This is a genomic window from Pseudomonas sp. N-1-13 (assembly GCF_057787095.1).
The window spans coordinates 836038-858967 of record NZ_JBYNRI010000001.1 but is presented as its reverse complement, the minus strand read 5'-3'; the positions used below and the strand labels follow the sequence as shown (position 1 = coordinate 858967).

Annotated in this window: 16 protein-coding genes, 2 tRNA genes and 3 rRNA genes; 6 read left to right on the top strand and 15 right to left on the bottom strand. The window is 57.8% G+C overall.

Annotated elements, in window-relative coordinates:
• The first annotated feature begins 27 nt into the window (after positions 1-27).
• A complete protein-coding gene (locus AC3I65_RS03850) occupies positions 28-1185 on the top strand; it encodes a hypothetical protein (protein ID WP_047229380.1) in 1158 nt (385 codons plus the stop codon).
• Between the two features lie 174 nt (positions 1186-1359).
• On the top strand, positions 1360-1887 hold the full coding sequence (locus AC3I65_RS03845; RefSeq protein WP_488523464.1) for an SET domain-containing protein: 528 nt from the start codon (positions 1360-1362) through the stop codon (positions 1885-1887).
• Positions 1888-1897: 10 nt separating this feature from the next.
• On the opposite strand, the gene can is transcribed toward AC3I65_RS03845, so the two are convergent.
• On the bottom strand, positions 1898-2542 hold the full coding sequence (gene can / locus AC3I65_RS03840; RefSeq protein ID WP_047229378.1) for a carbonate dehydratase: 645 nt from the start codon (positions 2540-2542) through the stop codon (positions 1898-1900).
• A 132-nt stretch (positions 2543-2674) separates the two neighbouring features.
• On the opposite strand from can, the gene AC3I65_RS03835 reads away from it, so the two are divergent.
• Positions 2675-3079: a serine kinase/phosphatase gene (locus AC3I65_RS03835; RefSeq protein WP_076386330.1), complete on the top strand. Its 405-nt coding sequence runs from the start codon at positions 2675-2677 to the stop codon at positions 3077-3079.
• A 280-nt stretch (positions 3080-3359) separates the two neighbouring features.
• On the opposite strand, the gene rimI is transcribed toward AC3I65_RS03835, so the two are convergent.
• Positions 3360-3812, bottom strand: a complete 453-nt coding sequence (gene rimI, locus AC3I65_RS03830) for a ribosomal protein S18-alanine N-acetyltransferase (RefSeq protein WP_047229376.1) — start codon at positions 3810-3812, stop codon at positions 3360-3362.
• Entirely contained in the window at positions 3805-4590 is a 786-nt protein-coding gene (locus AC3I65_RS03825; protein WP_322834612.1) for an energy transducer TonB, read from the bottom strand. The genes rimI and AC3I65_RS03825 overlap by 8 nt, the downstream gene beginning before the upstream one ends.
• A 180-nt stretch (positions 4591-4770) precedes the next feature.
• On the opposite strand from AC3I65_RS03825, the gene mksB reads away from it, so the two are divergent.
• The 3 genes from mksB to mksF are packed head-to-tail and all read left to right on the top strand — an operon-like array spanning position 4771 to position 9579.
• Positions 4771-6051 (top strand): Mks condensin complex protein MksB, encoded by a 1281-nt coding sequence (mksB, locus tag AC3I65_RS03820; protein WP_047229374.1) that lies wholly within the window; start codon positions 4771-4773, stop codon positions 6049-6051.
• Positions 6041-6742 (top strand): Mks condensin complex protein MksE, encoded by a 702-nt coding sequence (gene mksE / locus AC3I65_RS03815; protein ID WP_047229373.1) that lies wholly within the window; start codon positions 6041-6043, stop codon positions 6740-6742. The genes mksB and mksE overlap by 11 nt, the downstream gene beginning before the upstream one ends.
• On the top strand, positions 6739-9579 hold the full coding sequence (mksF, locus tag AC3I65_RS03810; protein ID WP_047229372.1) for an Mks condensin complex protein MksF: 2841 nt from the start codon (positions 6739-6741) through the stop codon (positions 9577-9579). The genes mksE and mksF overlap by 4 nt, the downstream gene beginning before the upstream one ends.
• A gap of 177 nt (positions 9580-9756) precedes the next feature.
• Here the strand turns inward: mksF and AC3I65_RS03805 are convergent, their stop codons facing one another.
• The 12 genes from AC3I65_RS03805 to ilvC form a co-directional block, all read right to left on the bottom strand.
• Positions 9757-12060 carry a PqiB family protein gene (locus AC3I65_RS03805; RefSeq protein ID WP_488523463.1) on the bottom strand — a complete coding sequence of 768 codons (2304 nt, stop codon included), beginning with the start codon at positions 12058-12060 and terminating at the stop codon, positions 9757-9759.
• Positions 12053-12676 carry a paraquat-inducible protein A gene (locus tag AC3I65_RS03800; protein ID WP_047229371.1) on the bottom strand — a complete coding sequence of 208 codons (624 nt, stop codon included), beginning with the start codon at positions 12674-12676 and terminating at the stop codon, positions 12053-12055. The genes AC3I65_RS03805 and AC3I65_RS03800 overlap by 8 nt, the downstream gene beginning before the upstream one ends.
• Positions 12663-13322, bottom strand: coding sequence for a paraquat-inducible protein A (locus tag AC3I65_RS03795; RefSeq protein WP_047229370.1), 660 nt, complete (start codon positions 13320-13322; stop codon positions 12663-12665). The genes AC3I65_RS03800 and AC3I65_RS03795 overlap by 14 nt, the downstream gene beginning before the upstream one ends.
• A gap of 149 nt (positions 13323-13471) precedes the next feature.
• Positions 13472-13587: ribosomal RNA gene (gene rrf / locus AC3I65_RS03790) — 5S ribosomal RNA — on the bottom strand.
• A gap of 150 nt (positions 13588-13737) precedes the next feature.
• Positions 13738-16629 (bottom strand): 23S ribosomal RNA (locus tag AC3I65_RS03785).
• 247 nt (positions 16630-16876) lie between these two features.
• Positions 16877-16952, bottom strand: a tRNA-Ala gene (locus tag AC3I65_RS03780).
• A gap of 27 nt (positions 16953-16979) precedes the next feature.
• Positions 16980-17056, bottom strand: a tRNA-Ile gene (locus AC3I65_RS03775).
• A 65-nt stretch (positions 17057-17121) separates the two neighbouring features.
• Positions 17122-18658 (bottom strand): 16S ribosomal RNA (locus AC3I65_RS03770).
• Together the 16S, 23S and 5S rRNA genes with 2 tRNA genes alongside form the textbook arrangement of a ribosomal RNA operon.
• 541 nt (positions 18659-19199) lie before the next feature.
• Positions 19200-19820 carry a protein-methionine-sulfoxide reductase heme-binding subunit MsrQ gene (gene msrQ / locus AC3I65_RS03765; protein WP_047229828.1) on the bottom strand — a complete coding sequence of 207 codons (621 nt, stop codon included), beginning with the start codon at positions 19818-19820 and terminating at the stop codon, positions 19200-19202.
• Positions 19820-20833 (bottom strand): protein-methionine-sulfoxide reductase catalytic subunit MsrP, encoded by a 1014-nt coding sequence (gene msrP, locus AC3I65_RS03760; RefSeq protein WP_107322936.1) that lies wholly within the window; start codon positions 20831-20833, stop codon positions 19820-19822. The genes msrQ and msrP overlap by 1 nt, the downstream gene beginning before the upstream one ends.
• A 63-nt stretch (positions 20834-20896) precedes the next feature.
• Positions 20897-21754, bottom strand: a complete 858-nt coding sequence (pssA, locus tag AC3I65_RS03755; protein ID WP_076386334.1) for a CDP-diacylglycerol--serine O-phosphatidyltransferase — start codon at positions 21752-21754, stop codon at positions 20897-20899.
• 143 nt (positions 21755-21897) lie between these two features.
• On the bottom strand, positions 21898-22914 hold the full coding sequence (ilvC, locus tag AC3I65_RS03750) for a ketol-acid reductoisomerase (protein ID WP_003228216.1): 1017 nt from the start codon (positions 22912-22914) through the stop codon (positions 21898-21900).
• Positions 22915-22930: the final 16 nt, after the last annotated feature.

Here is a 22930-nt window from a genome sequence, read left to right as displayed (position 1 = left end):
GGTCCACACGCTGAAAAGGATCTGAGCATGTCCAAACTCGCCGTACTTTCTCTTGCCACCCTGGCCTTCAGTGCCGCCGCCCATGCCGACATCGATGTTCAGTTGGGCAGTACCGAACGCGTCACCCGTCTCTTCGCCTATCCCAACAACTGCAACGTCATTTGTTTTCGCAACTGGACGCTGGAGCAGACCGTTGAGCATTACCTGACCCAAAGCGTGCAGCGTGACGGCTACAGCGCGGCCAAGGTCAGCGTCAAAAGCGACAACGATAAGGTCTACGCCAGTATTAGCGGCGTGCCGCAAGACTACGGCAAACCGTTGACTGCGCTGCTGGATGCCGGTGACCTGGCATACAAGGGCGCCACCAAACTCAACAGCGATAACAAATGGGCCTACGACTGGTACCTGTTCCTGCCGCTGGGCATGGCCCTGGAGAACCGCAAGAGCATTGAGTTGCTGCACTTCCCGCCGGATTACTCCCTGACCCAGGCGCAGGACTACCTGGAATCGGCCACCACCGATCGCTGGGCCACGCTGCTGACCGCCAACGGCATCGCCGCCGAACAGACCCCGGCCTTCCAGACCATTGTCGACATCGCACCGATTGCGGCGCCATCCAATGCCGGCCAGGCGCTGGGCGGGGTCTACGACTATTTCAATGACTACCAGACCACCATGGTCAAGCAAGTCAGCCAGAACGCCAGCGGCGACGCCCTGCCGATGGTGGCCTTCGGTGCTCCCGTGCGGAACTGGATCAAGACACAGTACGGCCAGACCGTGGACGTGCTGGGTCTGGCGACCATTACGCCGACTGCGGGTGTCAAGGTTCCGGTCCTGGGCTCCAACCACCCGAGCTACATCTGGTATGCCGCCGACCCTGACAGCTACAACGGTGATCAGGCCAAGGCGGATGCGGCAGGTTTGAAAGTCATGGGGCAGGACCTCAGCGCTGCATGCTGGCAAGCCGGCATGGGCAGCAAACCGGGCACCGATCCGAGTGCGCAATTGAATCAATGCACACAGACCTGGCAGGTCACGCAAAAGGAAGAAACCTGTGAGCTGTTCTATACCTCGATCCGCAAGCTGTCTGCGGACGAAGCGGCGAAAAAATGCGCGGAGCCGGCAATCAAATCACAACTTCCACAATTGAAAGTCCCCATGCCAGCGCTTCCTGACGCGGTTTAAACCCCAAGAACTTTCCTGCGTAAGCCTGGGCTCACGCAGGAAAGCGCCTTTGGCTCCTGTCAGAGTCGACAGTAGATGGCGTTTCAAGGTTGCGCGAAGCTAGGCAGGTTTCAATGATCGCTGGCAGGATCGCCAGCGCCAGAAGGCCGAGCGTCCTACGCGACAGGGACCGTCATGACCACCTTCCTTGCAGACAGCGCATCCTCACCGAACGGGGACGGCATCTACCCCGAGAAACAACTCAGCACGCGCATGGGTTATCCATCCAGGCGCGATTTCGAAGTGCGCCAGACGACTAACGGCCGCGGCAATGGCATCGTCGCCCGCAAGCGGTTTGCGCCGTTGGAAAGGATGTGCAGGGTATCGGGGCTGATCGTCAGCCGACGACGCCTGCATACACTGCAGATCCTGCCGGACATCCACATGTATGACCCGCGCTTCGCCGGATTGCTGCAGCACTCCTGCAGCCCGAACGTTTTCCTGGACATGAGCGAACTGTGGTTATGGGCGTTGACCATCATCGAGGAAGGTGACTGCCTGACGATGGATTACGCCAGTACCGAACAGAAATTGTATCGACAGTTCGCCTGCCGGTGCGGTTCGTCCAACTGTCATGGCTGGATCCCAGGCTATGACGAACCGCCCAACGAGCGAGGGATGAAATTTCTGCGGCACTGGCGTCGCCGCTGTCATCGCGACTGAATGAGCCGAATCAGGGCGCGCCGACCGGACGCAGCCGATACTGCGGCGGCAACTGCTCGAAACCGCTGATCGTCGTGTCCAGGCTTTTCCAGCGGCCGTCCTTGATCCCGTAGATACAGCCGTGAATCGACAGTTTCTGCCCGCGATGCCAAGCGTTCTGCACAATGCTGGTGTGGCCGACATTGGCCACCTGCTGGATCACATTGAGCTCGCACAAGCGATCCACGCGCTCTTCTTCGGTCGGCAATTGGGCCAACGTTTCGCGATGCTCGTAGTACAGGTCGCGAATCGAACGCAGCCAGCCGTCGATCAGACCCAGTTGACGATCCTGCATCGAGGCACGCACGCCGCCACAGCCGTAATGCCCGGTGACCAGGATATGTTTGACCTTGAGCACGTCCACCGCGTACTGGATCACCGACAGGCAGTTGAGGTCGGTGTGCAGCACCACGTTGGCCACGTTACGGTGCACAAACAGATCGCCGGGCAGCATGCCGACGATCTCGTTGGCCGGCACCCGCGCATCGGAACAGCCGATCCACAGATACTCAGGGGTTTGCTGACGGGCCAGCTTGGAAAAGAAATCAGGATCTTCCTGCTTGATCGCATCGGCCCAGCGCGCGTTGTTATCAATCAGATCTTGTAATTCGTTCATGCTATCTAGCCCTCGAGAATAGTGCGCAACTTTGACAGACGACCGCCCGTCGAGGTCACGTCCAGAATGCCGTTGGAATTCTCGCCACGGCTGTGGGTCCACCCAGTAAGCCCCACAGTATGAGGAATTGCCATGAATGATTCACGACGTCCTTTCGACGCGGTCCAGCCGGAACCCATCGACGATAACGAAGACCGCATGGGCTCGATGCATGAACTGGAATTCGACGAACAAGAGCCCAGTGCGAAAATCGGCGACGAACTGCCGGAAAATGAACGCGAACAGTTGATGCCGCGTGAACGCGTGCGTGAAGCCGGGCTGACAGGGGCTTCAACGGATGATCACGAACCCACCGACGACGACATGAGCCCGGAAACACTGATCCGCGAAGACGGTGCCCGGGACGCCCATGAAGCCGGTGATGACAAACGGGCGGACTGGGACCTGAGCGTAGTGGATGAAAATGACATTGGCGGGGGTGACGGGCTCGACGAAGCGGAAATGGCCGATATCGATCCGTTGGATGGCAAGCGGTAAGTGTCGATCGAGCTGACGCCATCGCGAGCAGGCTCGCTCCCACAGGTTCTGCGTCATAACCCAATGTCTTGAGCGATGCAGATCCAATGTGGGAGCGAGCCTGCTCGCGATAGCGGTGGATCAGTTTGCACTGGGGTTGAATGTGCCGCAGTCATCGCGAGCAAGCTCGCTCCCACAGGGAGCTTGGCGGTGTGCATCAAATTTGCGCTCGAACACAAAACCCTGTGGGAGCGAGCTTGCTCGCGATGACGGCGTTGCGGTTAACCTCGATGTGGCAAGTTCAGTCCACCAAGGTGCACGCCATGACCACCGCATCTTCGCGTCCGCCCACCGCAGGGTAGTAATCGCGGCGACGGCCGACTTCATTGAAGCCATAGCGCTCATACAGCCGGAACGCTGTGCGGTTGCTGTCACGCACTTCCAGGAAGCACTCCCGAGCCTCGGCCTTGTAGGCAATGGACATAAGATGCTCCAGCAGCCGCAAACCCAAGCCGCGCCCCTGGTTTTCCGGTTTGACGGTGATGTTGAGCAAGTGCGCTTCATCCAGAATGATCTGCACCACGCCGTGGCCCACTTGCTGCTGGCCTTCGAACATCAGCCAGATCTGGTACTTGCCCAGCCCGTCGAGAAAGATCCCTCGGGTCCAGGGGTGGCTGTAGGCCGCATATTCTATTTTCAGCACAGCGTCGAGGTCCGCCTCGGTCATCGGGCGGAACGATACAGCGTCACTCATTCGATTCTTTCCAACGCGCCATCAGCCGGCGCATGGCTTGCCAGACATCAGCCTTGCGCTGTGGCGTTTCCATTAACAATTCCAGGCCGGGCAACGCCCAGGCCGAGCCCAGGCCTTCGACCTGCAGTTCGCGATTGAATGCTTGAGCATCCACCTCACCCGCAAATTTCACCGCCGGCAGGCCGATCAGCCACAGGCACACGCAGGGCTCATCCTCAAGCCGCGCCGAGACAAAACCCTGGACAAAATCCCGCGCCGCTTCTGGTCCCTGGTCCATGGTCCCGCGAGACAACAACGGCCAGCGCACCGGCTCGCCAATGATCTGTGGGCTGTCCGGCAGACCGGCGGCGCGCAGCATGTCCTTGAGCAGCAGATACGCCGGATCGCGGCTTTGAAACGGTTCGCCCGTGGGCAGTTCCACCAGTAGCAGGCAACGTCCTGCCCGTAGCAGTTGCAGCGCGAAACGCGGCGGTGCGACGTAAGGGGCCTTGACCGGGGCCGGGGCCTCATCGGCGGCCTCTACCGGTTTGGCGTTGGTGCGGGTCGATGCCAGGCTCGGGCGCGGAACCTCGATCTTCGGCCGTTCGACCACGGGCGCCACCGGCTCGGCAACCGTCCTGGCCACGGGCGCGCTCACGACCGGCTCGATATCCAGCGGCTCGGGCGTTTCCAGCAGCTCGGGCCGCGACGGGGCGGCAAACGGCAATTCGGTACGCGGCAGCCAGTTGACCACCTGCATGGCGGTCAGATAGGCGCGGCGGCGGGACTCGATAAGCAAGGGTCGGCCACTTGTGGATAACTGAAAGTGGAAGGGATTCTACCGCCCTTCGAGACAGATCGCTTCCCTGTTGAATCAATAGTTGAGCGATTCAACCGACAGTCCGTCTCAGGGGTGAATCGCAACCGGCCTGATGCAGTACAATCGCCCCTTTTAATTGCCAACCCGACGGCCATTGCGATGATCGAACCCAAGCGCGTCTTGCGCGCCCTCGCTGAACACTGGGCATTGCTGGAACCTTTGTGCGAGCACTTCGACCAGGGCACCCTGAGCCTCAACGAATTGCGTTCACAATTGGCCGCCCAACAACTGGACAGCACGCCCCAGGACATCACCAACCTGCTGGACGTGTGGATCCGCCTGGACATCCTCGTACCGGTGGCAAAAAGCCCGAACCGTTTCGAGCTCAACGCCCAGATCCATGACTTCCTCGCCTACCTGCGCCGCGAACACCGCCTCGGCCTGTGCCTGGAAATCGAAGCCTACCTGCGCCACCTCGAGCGCCTGGCCGGCTACATCCAGGACGCGTTCGACATTCGCGACGGCAACGACCTGGCCCGCCAGTTGCGCCTGCTGGACATGCGCGTGCGCGACGTACTCAAGAAACTCGCCAACGACGAACAGGCCCTGGTAGCGGTGGCCGAACGGGCCAAGACCAGCGACCGGCAGATTCCGTTGCGCCAGCGCTACGCCGAAGTACTGGCGACCTGGGATGAATACGTCGAACCGATGATCCAGTTGGTGAACGCCGACGGTGCGTTCGAGCAAGGCGTGCGCAAGGTCGAGAATGTGCTGTTGCGCATGCTCACCGAACAGCAGCGCCTCGGCCACCTGGTGGACGATGACATGCTGCTGCGCACCCACGCGCGCATCCTCGAGATGCAGACCAGCGCCCAGTTGACCCTGCGCCATGCCCGCGAATTGCTCCTGCCGCTACGCGAAGAGGCCCGCCGTCACAACGCGGTGACCCGTGGCGCCGCCCTGGCCCTGGCCGCCATTCGGCGCAAAGGCCTCGATGCCGTGCCCCAAGCCGCCATGCCGCTGTTCACCCGCCCGCAAAGCACCTTCCTGGGCAGCGCCAGTCAGGTCGAAGCCTACGTGTACGCCCTGGCCCGTTTCGAACCGAAACCGGCGCGCTTCCCCAAGTCCCACAAGACCCACAAGGGCGGCGAGGCTCCTCGCGCGCCGCGCACCGTACGCGAGATGGTCGAGCGTTGCGAAGACGCGCTGCCAATGCCGGACCTGATGACCTGGTTGCTGGAGCAGGAGCCGGACGGCGCCACCGACGAATTGCTGTACTGGTTCTCGCGCCTGTCGCGGGAAAAACGTTTCAAGCGCGAGCGTCTGGAACGCCGCGACTACCACACTCACGAGCATCAGGTCAGCCTGCGCTCCTTCGCCCTGCTCTCGGCCCGCGACACCGCCGCCGAGGATTCTGCGAGCATCCCCCATGCATCTTGATCTATCCGAACTGTCCCAACTGGCGCCGATTTTTCGCGAGCTGTTCAAGGGTTACCACGTCAGCCGCCGCGACCCGGAGCTGTACGCGCAACTGTCGAACTTCCAGGACCAGTACCGCACGCTGTTCAAGGCCCTGGGTTTCGAACTGGTGTGCGACACCCGTGGTTTCTACTACTTCGTGCCGGACCTCGCCGCCGCTGCGGTGAACAAGACCGCCCAACGCCTGGCGCTGTTCACCTTCATCCTCGTCGAGCACCTGGCCGACCAGGGCCGCGACCCGATTGCCGTGCTCGACGGTGGGAGCCTGGGCCGCGATGAGCTGCCCTCGCTTCTGGAAAAGTACCGCGACCTGTTCCTTCAGGCCGAAGTGCAGACCCAGGAAGAGCTGGAAGAAAAAATCATGCGCCGCATGACCCAACTGGGTTTTGCCGGCGAAGAGAACGGTGTCTACCGCTTCCTGCCACCGATGCACCGTTTCCTCGACGTCTGCCTGTCGGTCCAGCAGGACCGCGACCTGGCCGCCAGCCTGCACAGCGTGCTGCCGTTGCCGGCGCCGGTACTGATCGACGAAGACAGCGACGAAAAGTTGCTGCAAACCGATGATCCGCTGGATCTGAGCGAATTCGAAGGTGAAAGCGAAGAAGACGCACTGGCCCGTGCCATTGCCGAAGAACAGGAGACCGACGCATGAGCAAGGAACGCTACGGCATCCGCCGCTTTGCCCTTTTGAACACCGCCGGCTACAGCCTGGGCCTGTTCCCGCTGGAAGAACCGCTGTCGGTGTACGGCGCGAACAACCTCGGTAAATCCGCGTCGATCAACGCCTTGCAGTTCCCGATCCTGGCGCGCATGTCGGACATGAGCTTCGGCAAGTACAGCCTGGAGCAATCCCGGCGGTTCTACTTTGCCTCGGACACCAGCTACATCCTGGTGGAAGTCGCCCTGCCCCACGGCCCGCACGTGATCGGTGTGGTCGGGCGCGGCCCCGGCGGCGGTTTCGGCCACCAGTTCTTTGCCTACGCCGGCAAGCTGGACCTGGCCCATTATCAGAAAGACGACACCTGCCTGCGTCAGAAAGAGCTGTTCACCAACCTGGAGCGCGAAGGCCTCAAAGCCTACGAACTCAAGCCTGATGAACTGCGACGCCTGCTGGTGGGCGGTCATACCTCGATTCCGCTGGACCTGACGCTGATCCCGCTGCGCTCCACCAGCGAGCAAAGCCTCAAGACCTTCCGCGCGCTGTTCATCAACCTGTTGCACATGCGCGAAATTACTGCGGCCAAGCTCAAGCAACTGTTCCTCGACGCGTTCGAGCACAGCCTGCGTTCCGGTAGCGTGGATTACATCGCCGCGTGTGAAGAGGCCTTCCGTGATGTACGACGCATGGAACAGGACTACAACTCCCTGGTGGCTGCCGGTCCGCTGGTGGAGGCCCTGGCCAATGGCGTGAAGCAGCGCGATGTACTGCGCGGCAAACTGCATCGCCTGTCACCGTTGCTCGACTCGCTGCTGGGCACCTGGTCGGACTACGCCAGTGCGCGCAAGGAAGAGCTGACCATCCAGGCCGAACACTACCGCAACGAGCAGGATTCGCTGCAGAACGACCAGCGCGGCGGCACTCAGGAGTTGATGCGCCTGGAACGGGAAATCAGCGGCATCCAGCGCTGGATTGGCGAACTGTCGGTGCTCAAGAACCGCTTTGCCCTGGTGGACGACGTCAAGGTCCTGGAGCAACAACTGCTCGCGGCCAAGGATGCCCACGACGAACTGGCCGGTGCCCTGGCCCAGTCCCGGCAGTTCAGCGCCGAAGACCTGGATGAGCGCCTGCGGGATCTGGAAAAACGCCTGAAGTCGGTCAAGCAGCAACTCGATCACGCCGATAACAACAGCTACGCCCGCCTGCGGGAAGAATTCTCGCAACAGGACGTTGAACGCCTGATGCGCCTGTTCAACAGTGCGCTGTTCAGCCTGCCGCTGGGCGAGCACGGTATCGCGCTGGACGAGAACGGCGAGTGGGTCAAATCCATGGAGCTGATCCTCGACGGCTTCAAAGGTGAGCGTTTCGAAGTACCGGGCCTGTCCATCGACCTGTCCCACATCGAACCGCCGGCCCTGCAAGCCCTGGCCGACCGCGCCGCACTGCGAGACCAGAAAGAACGCCTGGAAAAAGAACTCAAGCAGCTCAAGACCCAGCAAGCGGTGGCCGCCGACCGCGCCGCGAGCAAGACCCAGACCGAGGCGCTGTACCAGCAGGTTCTGGATGCGCAGAAAGCCCTGGAAGACTTCCGCCGCACCCAGACCCTGAGTGCCGAGGAAGGCGAAAAGCTTGAGCAACTGGCGCAGATGGAAGCCGCCCAGGACGAACTCAAGCGCTCCAGCGATGCCTTCACCGAACGTGTCCAGCAGTTGTCCGCCAAGTTGCAACTGGTGGGCCGGCAGATCGCCGACATGGAAGCCAAGCAACGTACCCTCGACGACGCCCTGCGCCGTCGTCAATTGTTGCCAGCGGACCTGCCGTTCGGCACACCGTTCATGGACCCGGTCGACGACTCCATGGACAACCTGCTGCCACTGCTCAATGACTACCAGGACAGCTGGCAGGGTCTGTTGCGGGTCGATGGCCAGATCGAAGCACTGTACGCCCAGGTGCGCCTCAAGGGCGTGGCCAAGTTCGACAGCGAAGACGACATGGAGCGCCGCCTGCAACTGTTGATCAATGCCTATGCCCACCGTACCGACGAAGCCCTGACCCTGGGCAAGGCACGGCGTGCGGCGGTGACTGACATTGCCCGGACCCTGCGCAACATCCGCAGCGACTACGACAGCCTCGAGCATCAACTGGCGCTGTTCAACCGCGAGATCAACAAGCGTCAGGTGTCCAACCTGCAGAGCTTCCGGATCGTCCTGGCGCCGAACAAGGAAGCGCTCAAGCACATCGACCAGATCATCCACAGCGCCGGCCAGTACGAGGAAGGCGAGACCCTGTCGGTGTTCGACCTCAGCCAGAGCGCCGAGCAGGACAACAAGAACGAAGAGGCCAAGGAATACCTGGCCCGCCTGGTGGCGGCCAACCACAACCAGCTCGGCCTCAAGGACCTGTTCGAACTCGCCTTCGAGATCACCAAGGTCAACGGCCAGCCCGTGATCCACACCGATATCGATGGCGCGGCGTCCAACGGCACCACGATGACCATCAAGGCGCTGACCAACATGTATTTGTTGCTGCACCTGATGGACCGCGAACAGGCCGGTCGCGTGCGTCTGCCGTACTACCTTGACGAAGCGGCAGACATCGACGAGAAAAACCAGGCCGCGCTGCTGGAAACCAGCTTGCAGCTGGGTTTTGTGCCGATCCTGGCCAGTGTGAAACCGCAAGTCTGCGCCAGCGTCGCCATCGACCTGGAAGGCGGCAGCGGCCCCAACGGCATCTACATCGACGAGGCGGACTGGAAGTACATCCGCCGTCACGATGCGGTGAAAGCCACGGTGAACGTGCAGGCCGACGAGCCGGAGCTGGATCCGGTTTGAGGTAAATAGCCGGACACAAAAAAGGCCGCGATCCAATGGATCGCGGCCTTTTTCATTGGGCTTTTTAGGATTGTCGCGAGCAGGCTCGCTCCCACAGGTTTAGCGTCGCAATCAGATGACACTTCGTGGGAGCGAGCCTGCTCGCGATGGCGTCAGAACAGACTGATTGCCCCCTGATCACTTACCCAGCTTGATCTTCGGCGCCCAGGTCAGCCACTCCTCTTCAAACTGATCGAACAAGGGGAAGGTCTGCTCCGGTCGCGCCGGGTTGCCCATCCGCTCGCCATCCGGGGTGGCAAAAGCGATGCCGCCCTGAATCAGCGTCTCCAGCGACTCAGTCCGCACTGTCGCGCCTTTGAACAACCCGAAGTCCATGCCGAAGCCACTGGTATTCCAGAATCGCGTGCCGCTGCGCACCAATGGCGCGTACTTGGGCTCGATCAGGATATGAACCAGCACACGGTCCGCCGTCTGGCCCAATTCATAGCCAGTAACCTTGCCCACGGTAATCTCGCGATACGTCACCGGCACGCCGGTCTTCAACGAACCACGGCGAGCGGCGCTCAACACCAGGCTCAGACCGGCTTCAGGGACAGCGTTTTGCGGTGGGCTGGCGAGGGCCACGAAGCTTTTCTGCGGCCCCAGGTTTTTCACCGGTGGCTGTACTTCGATGTACTGCCCGGTCACCAGCGTCTCCAGGTTCGAGGTCTTCATCAGCCCCAGTTCGGGCTTGACCACCCAGAACTGGGAGCCGACCCGAGCAATACGCTCCGGCACTTCGGTGATACGTGCGGTGAGCAGGATCGATTGCATGTCGGCGCTGAGGTCCACGTCCTCGATCTTGCCCACATCCAGCCCTTTGAAACGAATCGGCGTGCCGCTGCGCAAACCGTCGGCGCGATCAACCTTGATCGTCACCATTGTGCCTTTCTGTTGCGCGGCTTCGCGGTCTGCATGCAGGCGGAACCGTGGGATGCGCCTTTTCAACGGCACATTGGGTTCCGGCGTCTCGAAAGAAATGCCGCCGGCCATCAGGCTTTGCAAGGATTCGCTCTTGACCTGGATCCCCCCCGTCAAACCACCCGTGAGCGTAATCCCGCTGGCATTCCAGAACCGGGTCGATCCGTTGACCAGACCTTCGTATTCTTTCTCGATGTGCACACCAATGATCAACTGCTTTTTCTTGCGGGAGAACTGGTAGCTCTGCACCGATCCAACCTTGACCTGTTTGTAGAGAATCGGACTGCCGACCTCCAGCGAACCCAGGTTTTCAGTGAGCAGGACCAGGTGCAGCCCGGGCGAACGCAAGTCCAGAGGTGGCGCCTTCGGCCTGGCTTCAAACTCGCGCTGCGGCGCGCCTCCCTTGTCGCCGGGACGTATGGCGATGTAGTTACCTTTGACTAATGCCTCAAGGCCCGTAATCCCCGCCAGCGAGATCGACGGCTTGACCACCCAGAACTGGGTGCCGGTCACCAGGTAATCTTCGGCCAGTGGGTCTAGGGTCAATTCAGCGGTAGCGCTGGACAGATCCGGATCGACCTTGAGGTTCTTCAGGCTGCCGACCTGAATGCCTTTGTACATCACCGGAGTACGACCGGACTGTAACCCTTCGAAGTCGCTGAGCTTGACCTTCACGCGGATGCCGGCAGCGGCAGCGTCGAAGTCTTCATAAAGACGAAACGGCAGGCTCGGGTCTGTGGGCGGACTGTCTTTGCGACTCTCCGGCGTGGCGAACGCGATACCACCGGCCACGATGCTCGCCAGGGATTCGCTGCGCACTTTGACGCCCGACAGATTGGCATCGATGCTGATACCGCTGGCATTCCAGAAACGCGTATGTTTACGCACCAGGCCGGCATAAGTCGGTTCGATATAGATTTTGATTTCGACCGTGCTCTGATCCTCCGATAGCAGGTAGCTTTTCACCTGTCCGACCTGAATCTGTTTATAGAACACCGGGCTGCCACGGTTCAGCGAGCCCAGGCGCTCGGCCTTGAGGGTCAGGTGCAAACCGGGCTTGGCGTCCGAGAGTGGCGGCTCTTCGGCCAGGGCCTTGAATTTACGGATCGGCTCCCCTTCCCCCGGGCTGATAGCCACGTAGTTACCGGAAACCAGGGTTTCCAGGCCGGTGATGCCGGCCAGGGTCACGCTCGGCTTGACCAACCAGAAGCGTGTCCCGGTCTTGAGGTATTGCTCGACGTCCTTGTTCATCTCAATGGTCGCGACCACGCCTTTCGAGCTGCCTTCGTCATCGAGCTTGAGGGACTTCACTTTGCCGACCGGCATACCCTTGTAGACGACTTCAGTCTTGTTGACCTGAATACCCTCGCCGCTTTCAAAGCGCACGTTGATCTCGATGCCGGTTTCGTTATAGGCCCGCCAGCCGAGCCAGCCGCCGATAATCAAGGCAATCAGCGGCAAGACCCAAATCGCGGACCAGTTCGAAGCCGGTCGGGTTTTAGCGGTAGGCAAATCAGTCATGGTCGTCATCCGACTCCGTGTTATCCCAAATCAGTCGGGGATCGAAGGTTACTGCGGCAATCATTGTCAAAATCACTACGCTGGCAAAAGCAATTGCACCAAGACCGGCTTCGACACTGGCGAGTCGACCGAAATTCACTACCGCCACCAATATGGCGATCACAAAAATATCCAGCATCGACCAGCGCCCAATGAACTCGATAAAACGGTACATAAGGATGCGTTGCCGCGCAGACATGGGCTGGTGCCGTTGCACGGAAAACAGCAGCAAGGCGATGCCCACCAACTTGAAAGTCGGAACGACGATACTGGCGATGAACACCACGGCGGCAATCGGAATCATCCCGTGCTGAACCAGCTCGATGACCCCGGCCATGATGGTGCTCGGAGCCCCTTGCCCCAACGAGTTGATGGTCATGATCGGTAGCATGTTGGCCGGAATGTAGAGAATCGCGGCAGTGACCAATAACGCCCAGGTCCGCATCAAGCTGTTTGGGCGACGAGGATGAACCAGGGCGCCGCAGCGGGTACAGGTTTGTGTATCGACGTCAGCTTCCTGCCGGTTTAGCTCGTGGCATTCTGTGCAGATCAAAATACCCGCATCAATCGCCCGCATGAGCGTCCTCTCCTGATAACGCTTGCCAGATCTGATGCGGCGACATCACCACCTCCAGCCAGACCTGGACGAGCAACAAACTGATAAAACACGCCAGACCAAGCCCCACGGTAATGGCCGCCATGTCTGCCAACTTGACGATGGCCACCAGCACACCCATGAGGTAAACCTCCAGCATGCCCCAGTCGCGTAAATGGTGATAAATGCGATAGAGCAATAAGCCGTAGCTACGGCCGATATTCCAGCGAATGGTCAGTAACACGGCCAATTGGCAAAGCAGTTTAAGCAGCGGAATACCCATGCTGCACAGAAAAACCACCACCGATACACCTTGCATGCCGGTATTGAACAGGCCGACCACACCACTCCAAACGGTGTCCTGGGAGGATTGGCCGAGCAAATTGAGCTGCATGATGGGTAAAAAGTTCGCCGGCACATACAACAGCAGAGCGGCAATGACCAATGCAAGGCTGCGTTCGACCACATTGTGTCGGTGAGCGTAGAGCTCATACCCACAGCGAGGGCATTCGGCTTTTTCGCCATGGGCCAGTTGGGGCTTGCGCATCAACAGGTCGCACTCATGGCACGCCACCAAGTCATCCAACGGCAGATCTGACAACCGAGGGGCGTCAAACGGATCGGGCATAAAGAGCTCTGGCTCAACTAAGGTGGAGGCTATTCTAGTGCGCTGGCTTGAAAATAACTGTGCAAATTTATTCCGAGCCTCGGCGCAATTTTATTGCGGGCAAAACAAAACCCCTACCTGCGTCAGCAGATAGGGGTTTCGGAATTTAATCTTGACGATGACCTACTCTCACATGGGGAAACCCCACACTACCATCGGCGATGCATCGTTTCACTGCTGAGTTCGGGATGGGATCAGGTGGTTCCAATGCTCTATGGTCGTCAAGAAATTCGGTAGCCAGCGCGTGCCTTGCGGTCACGTTCCAGCGAATGGGTATGCGATAGGTTTGTGTGTTGTGCGAACTTTCGGTTCATAGCGTCTTCACACACCGCAATCTGGTGCCCTGTATCGGGTCAGCAAATTGCTTGGGTGTTATATGGTCAAGCCTCACGGGCAATTAGTATGGGTTAGCTCAACGCCTCACAGCGCTTACACACCCCACCTATCAACGTCGTAGTCTTCGACGGCCCTTCAGGGGACTCAAGGTCCCAGTGAGATCTCATCTTGAGGCAAGTTTCCCGCTTAGATGCTTTCAGCGGTTATCTTTTCCGAACATAGCTACCCGGCAATGCCACTGGCGTGACAACCGGAACACCAGAGGTTCGTCCACTCCGGTCCTCTCGTACTAGGAGCAGCCCCTCTCAAATCTCAAACGTCCACGGCAGATAGGGACCGAACTGTCTCACGACGTTCTAAACCCAGCTCGCGTACCACTTTAAATGGCGAACAGCCATACCCTTGGGACCGGCTTCAGCCCCAGGATGTGATGAGCCGACATCGAGGTGCCAAACACCGCCGTCGATATGAACTCTTGGGCGGTATCAGCCTGTTATCCCCGGAGTACCTTTTATCCGTTGAGCGATGGCCCTTCCATACAGAACCACCGGATCACTAAGACCTACTTTCGTACCTGCTCGACGTGTCTGTCTCGCAGTCAAGCGCGCTTTTGCCTTTATACTCTACGACCGATTTCCGACCGGTCTGAGCGCACCTTCGTACTCCTCCGTTACTCTTTAGGAGGAGACCGCCCCAGTCAAACTACCCACCATACACTGTCCTCGATCCGGATAACGGACCTGAGTTAGAACCTCAAAGTTGCCAGGGTGGTATTTCAAGGATGGCTCCACGCGAACTGGCGTCCACGCTTCAAAGCCTCCCACCTATCCTACACAAGCAAATTCAAAGTCCAGTGCAAAGCTATAGTAAAGGTTCACGGGGTCTTTCCGTCTAGCCGCGGATACACTGCATCTTCACAGCGATTTCAATTTCACTGAGTCTCGGGTGGAGACAGCGCCGCCATCGTTACGCCATTCGTGCAGGTCGGAACTTACCCGACAAGGAATTTCGCTACCTTAGGACCGTTATAGTTACGGCCGCCGTTTACCGGGGCTTCGATCAAGAGCTTCGCGTTAGCTAACCCCATCAATTAACCTTCCGGCACCGGGCAGGCGTCACACCCTATACGTCCACTTTCGTGTTTGCAGAGTGCTGTGTTTTTAATAAACAGTCGCAGCGGCCTGGTATCTTCGACCGGCGTGGGCTTACGCAGCAAGTGCTTCACCCTCACCGGCGCACCTTCTCCCGAAGTTACGGTGCCATTTTGCCTAGTTCCTTCACCCGAGTTCTCTCAAGCGCCTTGGTATTCTCTACCCAACCACCTGTGTCGGTTTGGGGTACGGTTCCTGGTTACCTGAAGCTTAGAAGCTTTTCTTGGAAGCATGGCATCAACCACTTCGTCACCCAAAGGGTAACTCGTCATCAGCTCTCGGCCTTAAGATCCCGGATTTACCTAAGATCTCAGCCTACCACCTTAAACTTGGACAACCAACGCCAAGCTGGCCTAGCCTTCTCCGTCCCTCCATCGCAATAACCAGAAGTACAGGAATATTAACCTGTTTTCCATCGACTACGCTTTTCAGCCTCGCCTTAGGGACCGACTAACCCTGCGTCGATTAACGTTGCGCAGGAAACCTTGGTCTTTCGGCGTGGGTGTTTTTCACACCCATTGTCGTTACTCATGTCAGCATTCGCACTTCTGATACCTCCAGCAAGCTTCTCAACTCACCTTCACAGGCTTACAGAACGCTCCTCTACCGCATCACCTAAGTGATACCCGTAGCTTCGGTGTATGGTTTGAGCCCCGTTACATCTTCCGCGCAGGCCGACTCGACTAGTGAGCTATTACGCTTTCTTTAAAGGGTGGCTGCTTCTAAGCCAACCTCCTAGCTGTCTAAGCCTTCCCACATCGTTTCCCACTTAACCATAACTTTGGGACCTTAGCTGACGGTCTGGGTTGTTTCCCTTTTCACGACGGACGTTAGCACCCGCCGTGTGTCTCCCATGCTCGGCACTTGTAGGTATTCGGAGTTTGCATCGGTTTGGTAAGTCGGGATGACCCCCTAGCCGAAACAGTGCTCTACCCCCTACAGTGATACATGAGGCGCTACCTAAATAGCTTTCGAGGAGAACCAGCTATCTCCGAGCTTGATTAGCCTTTCACTCCGATCCACAGGTCATCCGCTAACTTTTCAACGGTAGTCGGTTCGGTCCTCCAGTTAGTGTTACCCAACCTTCAACCTGCCCATGGATAGATCGCCCGGTTTCGGGTCTATTCCCAGCGACTAGACGCCCTATTAAGACTCGCTTTCGCTACGCCTCCCCTATTCGGTTAAGCTCGCCACTGAAAATAAGTCGCTGACCCATTATACAAAAGGTACGCAGTCACCCAACAAAGTGGGCTCCCACTGCTTGTACGCATACGGTTTCAGGATCTATTTCACTCCCCTCTCCGGGGTTCTTTTCGCCTTTCCCTCACGGTACTAGTTCACTATCGGTCAGTCAGTAGTATTTAGCCTTGGAGGATGGTCCCCCCATATTCAGACAAAGTTTCTCGTGCTCCGTCCTACTCGATTTCATGACTAAGAGACTTTCGCGTACAGGGCTATCACCCACTATGGCCGCACTTTCCAGAGCGTTCCGCTAATCTCAAAGCCACTTAAGGGCTAGTCCCCGTTCGCTCGCCACTACTAAGGGAATCTCGGTTGATTTCTTTTCCTCAGGGTACTTAGATGTTTCAGTTCCCCTGGTTCGCCTCTTGCACCTATGTATTCAGTACAAGATAACCATCTTATGATGGCTGGGTTCCCCCATTCAGACATCTCCGGATCAAAGTCTGTTTGCCGACTCCCCGAAGCTTTTCGCAGGCTACCACGTCTTTCATCGCCTCTGACTGCCAAGGCATCCACCGTATGCGCTTCTTCACTTGACCATATAACCCCAAGCAATCTGGTTATACTGTGAAGACGACATTCGCCGAAAATTCGCATGCTCTAAGAGCACTCACAAATTTTACCTTAGCCTGATCCGTTACCAGTGAAAGTAACGTTCAGTCTATCTTTCTATCACATACCCAAATTTTTAAAGAACGATCTAATCAAAAGACTAGAAATCAACATTCAGCACCGTCTTGGTGGAATGCTCATTTCTAAGCTTTAAACGTTGGTGCCAATCTGTAATGGTGGAGCCAAGCGGGATCGAACCGCTGACCTCCTGCGTGCAAGGCAGGCGCTCTCCCAGCTGAGCTATGGCCCCGTATTTCTACAGGGAACACCATGAAATTGGTGGGTCTGGGCAGATTCGAACTGCCGACCTCACCCTTATCAGGGGTGCGCTCTAACCAACTGAGCTACAGACCCAATCGTCTTCTTCAATGAATCAAGCAATTCGTGTGGGAGCTCATGAAGCAGCTGCGGTCGTCGATTAAGGAGGTGATCCAGCCGCAGGTTCCCCTACGGCTACCTTGTTACGACTTCACCCCAGTCATGAATCACACCGTGGTAACCGTCCCCCCGAAGGTTAGACTAGCTACTTCTGGTGCAACCCACTCCCATGGTGTGACGGGCGGTGTGTACAAGGCCCGGGAACGTATTCACCGCGACATTCTGATTCGCGATTACTAGCGATTCCGACTTCACGCAGTCGAGTTGCAGACTGCGATCCGGACTACGATCGGTTTTGTGGGATTAGCTCCACCTCGCGGCTTGGCAACCCTCTGTACCGACCATTGTAGCACGTGTGTAGCCCAGGCCGTAAGGGCCATGATGACTTGACGTCATCCCCACCTTCCTCCGGTTTGTCACCGGCAGTCTCCTTAGAGTGCCCACCATTACGTGCTGGTAACTAAGGACAAGGGTTGCGCTCGTTACGGGACTTAACCCAACATCTCACGACACGAGCTGACGACAGCCATGCAGCACCTGTCTCAATGCTCCCGAAGGCACCAATCCATCTCTGGAAAGTTCATTGGATGTCAAGGCCTGGTAAGGTTCTTCGCGTTGCTTCGAATTAAACCACATGCTCCACCGCTTGTGCGGGCCCCCGTCAATTCATTTGAGTTTTAACCTTGCGGCCGTACTCCCCAGGCGGTCAACTTAATGCGTTAGCTGCGCCACTAAGAGCTCAAGGCTCCCAACGGCTAGTTGACATCGTTTACGGCGTGGACTACCAGGGTATCTAATCCTGTTTGCTCCCCACGCTTTCGCACCTCAGTGTCAGTATCAGTCCAGGTGGTCGCCTTCGCCACTGGTGTTCCTTCCTATATCTACGCATTTCACCGCTACACAGGAAATTCCACCACCCTCTACCATACTCTAGCTCGACAGTTTTGAATGCAGTTCCCAGGTTGAGCCCGGGGATTTCACATCCAACTTAACGAACCACCTACGCGCGCTTTACGCCCAGTAATTCCGATTAACGCTTGCACCCTCTGTATTACCGCGGCTGCTGGCACAGAGTTAGCCGGTGCTTATTCTGTCGGTAACGTCAAAACACTAACGTATTAGGTTAATGCCCTTCCTCCCAACTTAAAGTGCTTTACAATCCGAAGACCTTCTTCACACACGCGGCATGGCTGGATCAGGCTTTCGCCCATTGTCCAATATTCCCCACTGCTGCCTCCCGTAGGAGTCTGGACCGTGTCTCAGTTCCAGTGTGACTGATCATCCTCTCAGACCAGTTACGGATCGTCGCCTTGGTGAGCCATTACCTCACCAACTAGCTAATCCGACCTAGGCTCATCTGATAGCGCAAGGCCCGAAGGTCCCCTGCTTTCTCCCGTAGGACGTATGCGGTATTAGCGTCCGTTTCCGAGCGTTATCCCCCACTACCAGGCAGATTCCTAGGCTTTACTCACCCGTCCGCCGCTCTCAAGAGGTGCAAGCACCTCTCTACCGCTCGACTTGCATGTGTTAGGCCTGCCGCCAGCGTTCAATCTGAGCCATGATCAAACTCTTCAGTTCAAACATCTTTGGGTTTTGAGAAAACCCTAAACTTGGCTCAGCAATCGTTGGTTACATCTTTGATTTCTCGCGGAGTAACTTGTGATGCTGATAATCTGTTGACTAGCAGTCTGACTCCACAAGCACCCACACGAATTGCTTGATTCAGTTGTTAAAGAGCGGTGGGTTGAGCCTTTCGTCTCAACCGAGGCGCGCATTCTACAGCGCCCGGTGTATCTGTCAAGCGGTTATTTTAAGAAGCTTTCAAAGTTTCCTCTGCAACTTCAACCACTTGCGCTTCCGATCTCTCGTTAGCGGGAGGCGAATTCTACAGCGTTACTCGCTGCTGTCAACACCTCTTTTTGACGCTTTCGATCGAGAAGATCGAATCGTTAACGGAGCCAGAAAAACCGCCCCACTAACTGCTTCCCAAGCTTCGATGACCTGAAGCCCTGCGCCGCCGAAAATCGTTTAACTCATTGAAACTCAAGGAGTTTTCCGTTTCGACTGCGCCGGAAGTGGGGCGAATTATAGACTTCCAGGATTTGCCGTCAAGCGTTAATTACGCTTTTGTTGCAGAAGGTGCTTTGCGTCCAATTAAACGCGGTATCCGGCGCGTAACCACAGGAATTCGAAGCATCAAAAGCACAGCACCTATAAAGGCGTAAATCGACCACTCCTTAAGATCCGCCCGCACAATCCACAACATATGCAGCAATCCAAGGCCCAAGATCGGATAAACCAGGCGATGCAGTTTTTTCCAGCGCGCGCCCAGTCGCCGCTGACTGTAGCGATTGGAAGTAATCGCCAGCGCCAAGAGCCCAAGAAACCCGAGCGCTCCGACGATAATATAAGGTCGCTTGCTCAGCTCGACGCCCAGTTGCGACCAATCGAACCCCAGGATGAACGCCGTATACCCACTCAAATGCAGCACCACATAAGCAAAGCACCACAATCCCAGCTGACGCCTGACCGCGATCCACCCTGCCCACCCCGTGAGTTTCTGCAACGGCGTCATGCTCAAGGTGATCAACAACAAAATAAGCGTGCCCAACCCGAGCCGATCCACCAGCACCTTGCCTGGGTCAGGCCCCAACTTATTCATCAACGCTTCGTAGAGCCAGAGCAACGGCCAAACCGCCGCCGCGACAAAGACGCCGATTCGCCAGACTGGAAAACGCATCAGTAGTCCTTCCTCAAGTCCATCCCTGCATATAAAGAAGCGACTTCATCCTGATAGCCGTTGAACATCAACGTATCGCGCACGTTAGGACTGAACAGCCCGCTCGGCAGACGGCGCTCCCGTGCCTGGGTCCAACGCGGGTGATCGACCGTCGGATTGACGTTGGCGTAAAAGCCGTACTCGTCGGACGCAATGCTCTGCCAGGTGGTCTTGGGCTGCTCGCTGACCAGACTGATGCGCACAATGGACTTCACACTTTTGAACCCGTACTTCCACGGCACCACCAAGCGCAACGGTGCACCGTTCTGATTCGGCAACTCTCGCCCATACATCCCAACCGCCATGATTGCCAGCGGATTCATCGCTTCATCCAGTCGCAAGCCCTCGACATAAGGCCAGTCGATCAAAGCAAACCCTGAGCGCTGCCCTGGCATAGTCTTGGGATCCTGCAGGGTTTCGAAACGAATGTACTTGGCCTTGGAGGTCGGCTCGACCTGCTTGAGCAACGCCGAAATGGGAAAGCCAATCCATGGGATAACCATGGACCAGGCCTCCACGCACCGCAGGCGATAGATTCGCTCCTCCAACTGGTAAGGCTTCATGAAGTCTTCCAAGGCATAGCGCCCCGGCCTGCCCACCTCTCCATCCACCACCACGCTCCAGGGCTCGGTTTTCAAGGATCCGGCATTGGCCGCCGGATCACCTTTGCCGGTTCCGAACTCATAGAAATTGTTGTAATGGGTGGCGTCTTTAAAAGGGGTGATGGACTCATCCTTGACCGTAACCGCGCCCCATTGGGTGGACGGCAGCTTCTCGGCAAACCAGGACGGCGCCTTGCCGGGCTCGACATCCGCATAACGCGCAACATCGGCAGCACTGGCCCAACGCGGAAGACCGCTGACGGCAAGCCCCGCCATGGCGGCCCCAAGCATTTGGCGACGGGATAGATAGAGGGATTCTGGCGTGACGTCCGACTCAAGGCAGTCGGACGACTTGGGGATCTTGATCAGCATGACAACTCCGCAGCATTGGAGGGCAGATGCACCAATAGACTGCGGAGTATGAGGGAAATTACATCACTCGGCTTTTTTGTGTCGGCGCAGGCGCAACAGGTATTGAACCGGGCCGGAAGCGGCATAGGCGAGGAATACCAGCAACAAGATACGTGGCGGATCACTGAAGACCACCGCGAACACCAGCACCACCGCCAGAATCGCCACGAACGGCACCCGCCCTTTGAGATCCAGCTCCTTGAAGCTGTTGTACTTGATGTTGCTGACCATCAGCATACCGGCCGCCGCTACCAGCAGCGCCACAAGGAACGACATCTTCGATCCCTGGATACCGTAGTCGCTGAAAGCCCAAACAACACCGGCTACGACACCCGCAGCGGCAGGACTCGCCAAGCCGATGAAGTAGCGCTTGTCAGCCGTACCGACCTGGGTATTGAAACGTGCCAGACGCAACGCGGCACCGGCGACATAGATGAAAGCGACCATCCAGCCAACCTTGCCCATGTCCCCCAGCGCCCAACCGAACGCCAGCAAGGCCGGGGCCACGCCGAAAGCGACCATGTCCGACAGCGAATCGTACTCGGCACCGAACGCGCTCTGGGTATTGGTCATGCGGGCCACACGCCCGTCCAGGCCATCGAGCACCATGGCGACAAAGATCGCGATGGCAGCGAAGGCAAAGTAACGACTCGCCCCGGCGCTATCGCCGGCGCTCAAGGCCGCTTGGGCGCTCATGGAGCTGATGATGGAATAGAAACCGGCGAACAGGTTCGCGGTGGTGAACAGATTCGGCAGCAGATAGATGCCACGGTGCCGGACCTTACGGCCTTCAGCGTCATGTCCTTCTTCGACGTGCTCATCGATGGGCAGCAGGCTTTCGGCGTCAGGAGCCTGGTTGGGCTCGTCGGGGCGTTCGCTCATGGACAGTACCTTGCAACGGTGTGAAAAATTCGACAGGTGTCTGGGACGAGGGTTCGGCCGCAAACGATGCAGCTTTATACCAGAAGCCACCGCCCAAACGAAAAAACGCGGCCAGGGCCGCGTTTTCCGATCAAGCTCGCGACTTAGTTCTTGGCTTTGTCGACGATCTTGTTGGCACCGATCCACGGCATCATCGAGCGCAACTGCTCGCCAATGATTTCGATACCGTGAGCGGCGTTGTTGCGACGCTTGGCGGTCATCGAAGGATAGCCGGTAGCGCCTTCGCTGATGAACATCTTGGCGTATTCGCCGTCCTGAATACGTTTCAGGGCGTTACGCATGGCCTGGCGGGATTCGGCGTTGATCACTTCCGGACCCGTCACGTACTCGCCGTATTCAGCGTTGTTGGAGATCGAGTAGTTCATGTTGGCGATACCGCCTTCGTACATGAGGTCAACGATCAGCTTCAGTTCGTGCAGGCATTCGAAGTAGGCCATTTCCGGCGCGTAGCCAGCTTCAACCAGGGTTTCGAAACCGGCCTTGACCAGCTCGACAGTACCGCCGCACAGAACGGCTTGTTCGCCGAACAGGTCGGTTTCGGTTTCGTCCTTGAAGGTGGTTTCGATGATGCCGGTACGGCCGCCGCCAACACCGGCAGCATAGGACAGAGCGACGTTCTTGGCGTTGCCGGAAGCGTCCTGATAGATCGCGATCAGGTCAGGGATACCGCCGCCCTTCACGAATTCGGAACGAACGGTGTGGCCCGGGGCCTTCGGCGCGATCATGATCACGTCGAGGTCGGCGCGTGGCACTACCTGGTTGTAGTGAATCGCGAAACCGTGGGAGAAGGCCAGGGTGGCGCCTTTCTTGATGTTCGGTTCGATTTCGTTCTTGTACAGCGAAGACTGGAACTCGTCCGGGGTCAGGATCATGACCAGGTCGGCGGCGGCAACGGCAGAAGCTACGTCGGTGACTTTCAGGCCATGGGCCTCGGCCTTGGCAACTGTGGCCGAGCCTTTACGCAGGCCAACGGTCACGTCAACACCGGAGTCCTTGAGGTTGCACGCCTGGGCGTGGCCTTGGGAACCGTAACCGATGATGGCGACTTTCTTGCCCTGGATGATCGACAGGTCGCAGTCTTTATCGTAGAAAACTTTCATGAATTACCCCTATTTC

What these genes read in the sequence shown, in the direction of transcription:
- AC3I65_RS03805 (WP_488523463.1), bottom strand. Translation starts at nt 12,060, where the DNA reads ATGACTGATTTGCCTACCGCTAAAACCCGACCGGCTTCGAACTGGTCC.
- ilvC (WP_003228216.1), bottom strand. Translation starts at nt 22,914, where the DNA reads ATGAAAGTTTTCTACGATAAAGACTGCGACCTGTCGATCATCCAGGGC.
- mksF (WP_047229372.1), top strand. Translation starts at nt 6,739, where the DNA reads ATGAGCAAGGAACGCTACGGCATCCGCCGCTTTGCCCTTTTGAACACC.
- mksB (WP_047229374.1), top strand. Translation starts at nt 4,771, where the DNA reads ATGATCGAACCCAAGCGCGTCTTGCGCGCCCTCGCTGAACACTGGGCA.
- msrP (WP_107322936.1), bottom strand. Translation starts at nt 20,833, where the DNA reads ATGCTGATCAAGATCCCCAAGTCGTCCGACTGCCTTGAGTCGGACGTC.
- AC3I65_RS03795 (WP_047229370.1), bottom strand. Translation starts at nt 13,322, where the DNA reads ATGCCCGATCCGTTTGACGCCCCTCGGTTGTCAGATCTGCCGTTGGAT.
- mksE (WP_047229373.1), top strand. Translation starts at nt 6,041, where the DNA reads ATGCATCTTGATCTATCCGAACTGTCCCAACTGGCGCCGATTTTTCGC.
- AC3I65_RS03835 (WP_076386330.1), top strand. Translation starts at nt 2,675, where the DNA reads ATGAATGATTCACGACGTCCTTTCGACGCGGTCCAGCCGGAACCCATC.
- pssA (WP_076386334.1), bottom strand. Translation starts at nt 21,754, where the DNA reads ATGAGCGAACGCCCCGACGAGCCCAACCAGGCTCCTGACGCCGAAAGC.
- msrQ (WP_047229828.1), bottom strand. Translation starts at nt 19,820, where the DNA reads ATGCGTTTTCCAGTCTGGCGAATCGGCGTCTTTGTCGCGGCGGCGGTT.
- can (WP_047229378.1), bottom strand. Translation starts at nt 2,542, where the DNA reads ATGAACGAATTACAAGATCTGATTGATAACAACGCGCGCTGGGCCGAT.
- AC3I65_RS03850 (WP_047229380.1), top strand. Translation starts at nt 28, where the DNA reads ATGTCCAAACTCGCCGTACTTTCTCTTGCCACCCTGGCCTTCAGTGCC.
- rimI (WP_047229376.1), bottom strand. Translation starts at nt 3,812, where the DNA reads ATGAGTGACGCTGTATCGTTCCGCCCGATGACCGAGGCGGACCTCGAC.
- AC3I65_RS03845 (WP_488523464.1), top strand. Translation starts at nt 1,360, where the DNA reads ATGACCACCTTCCTTGCAGACAGCGCATCCTCACCGAACGGGGACGGC.
- AC3I65_RS03800 (WP_047229371.1), bottom strand. Translation starts at nt 12,676, where the DNA reads ATGCGGGCGATTGATGCGGGTATTTTGATCTGCACAGAATGCCACGAG.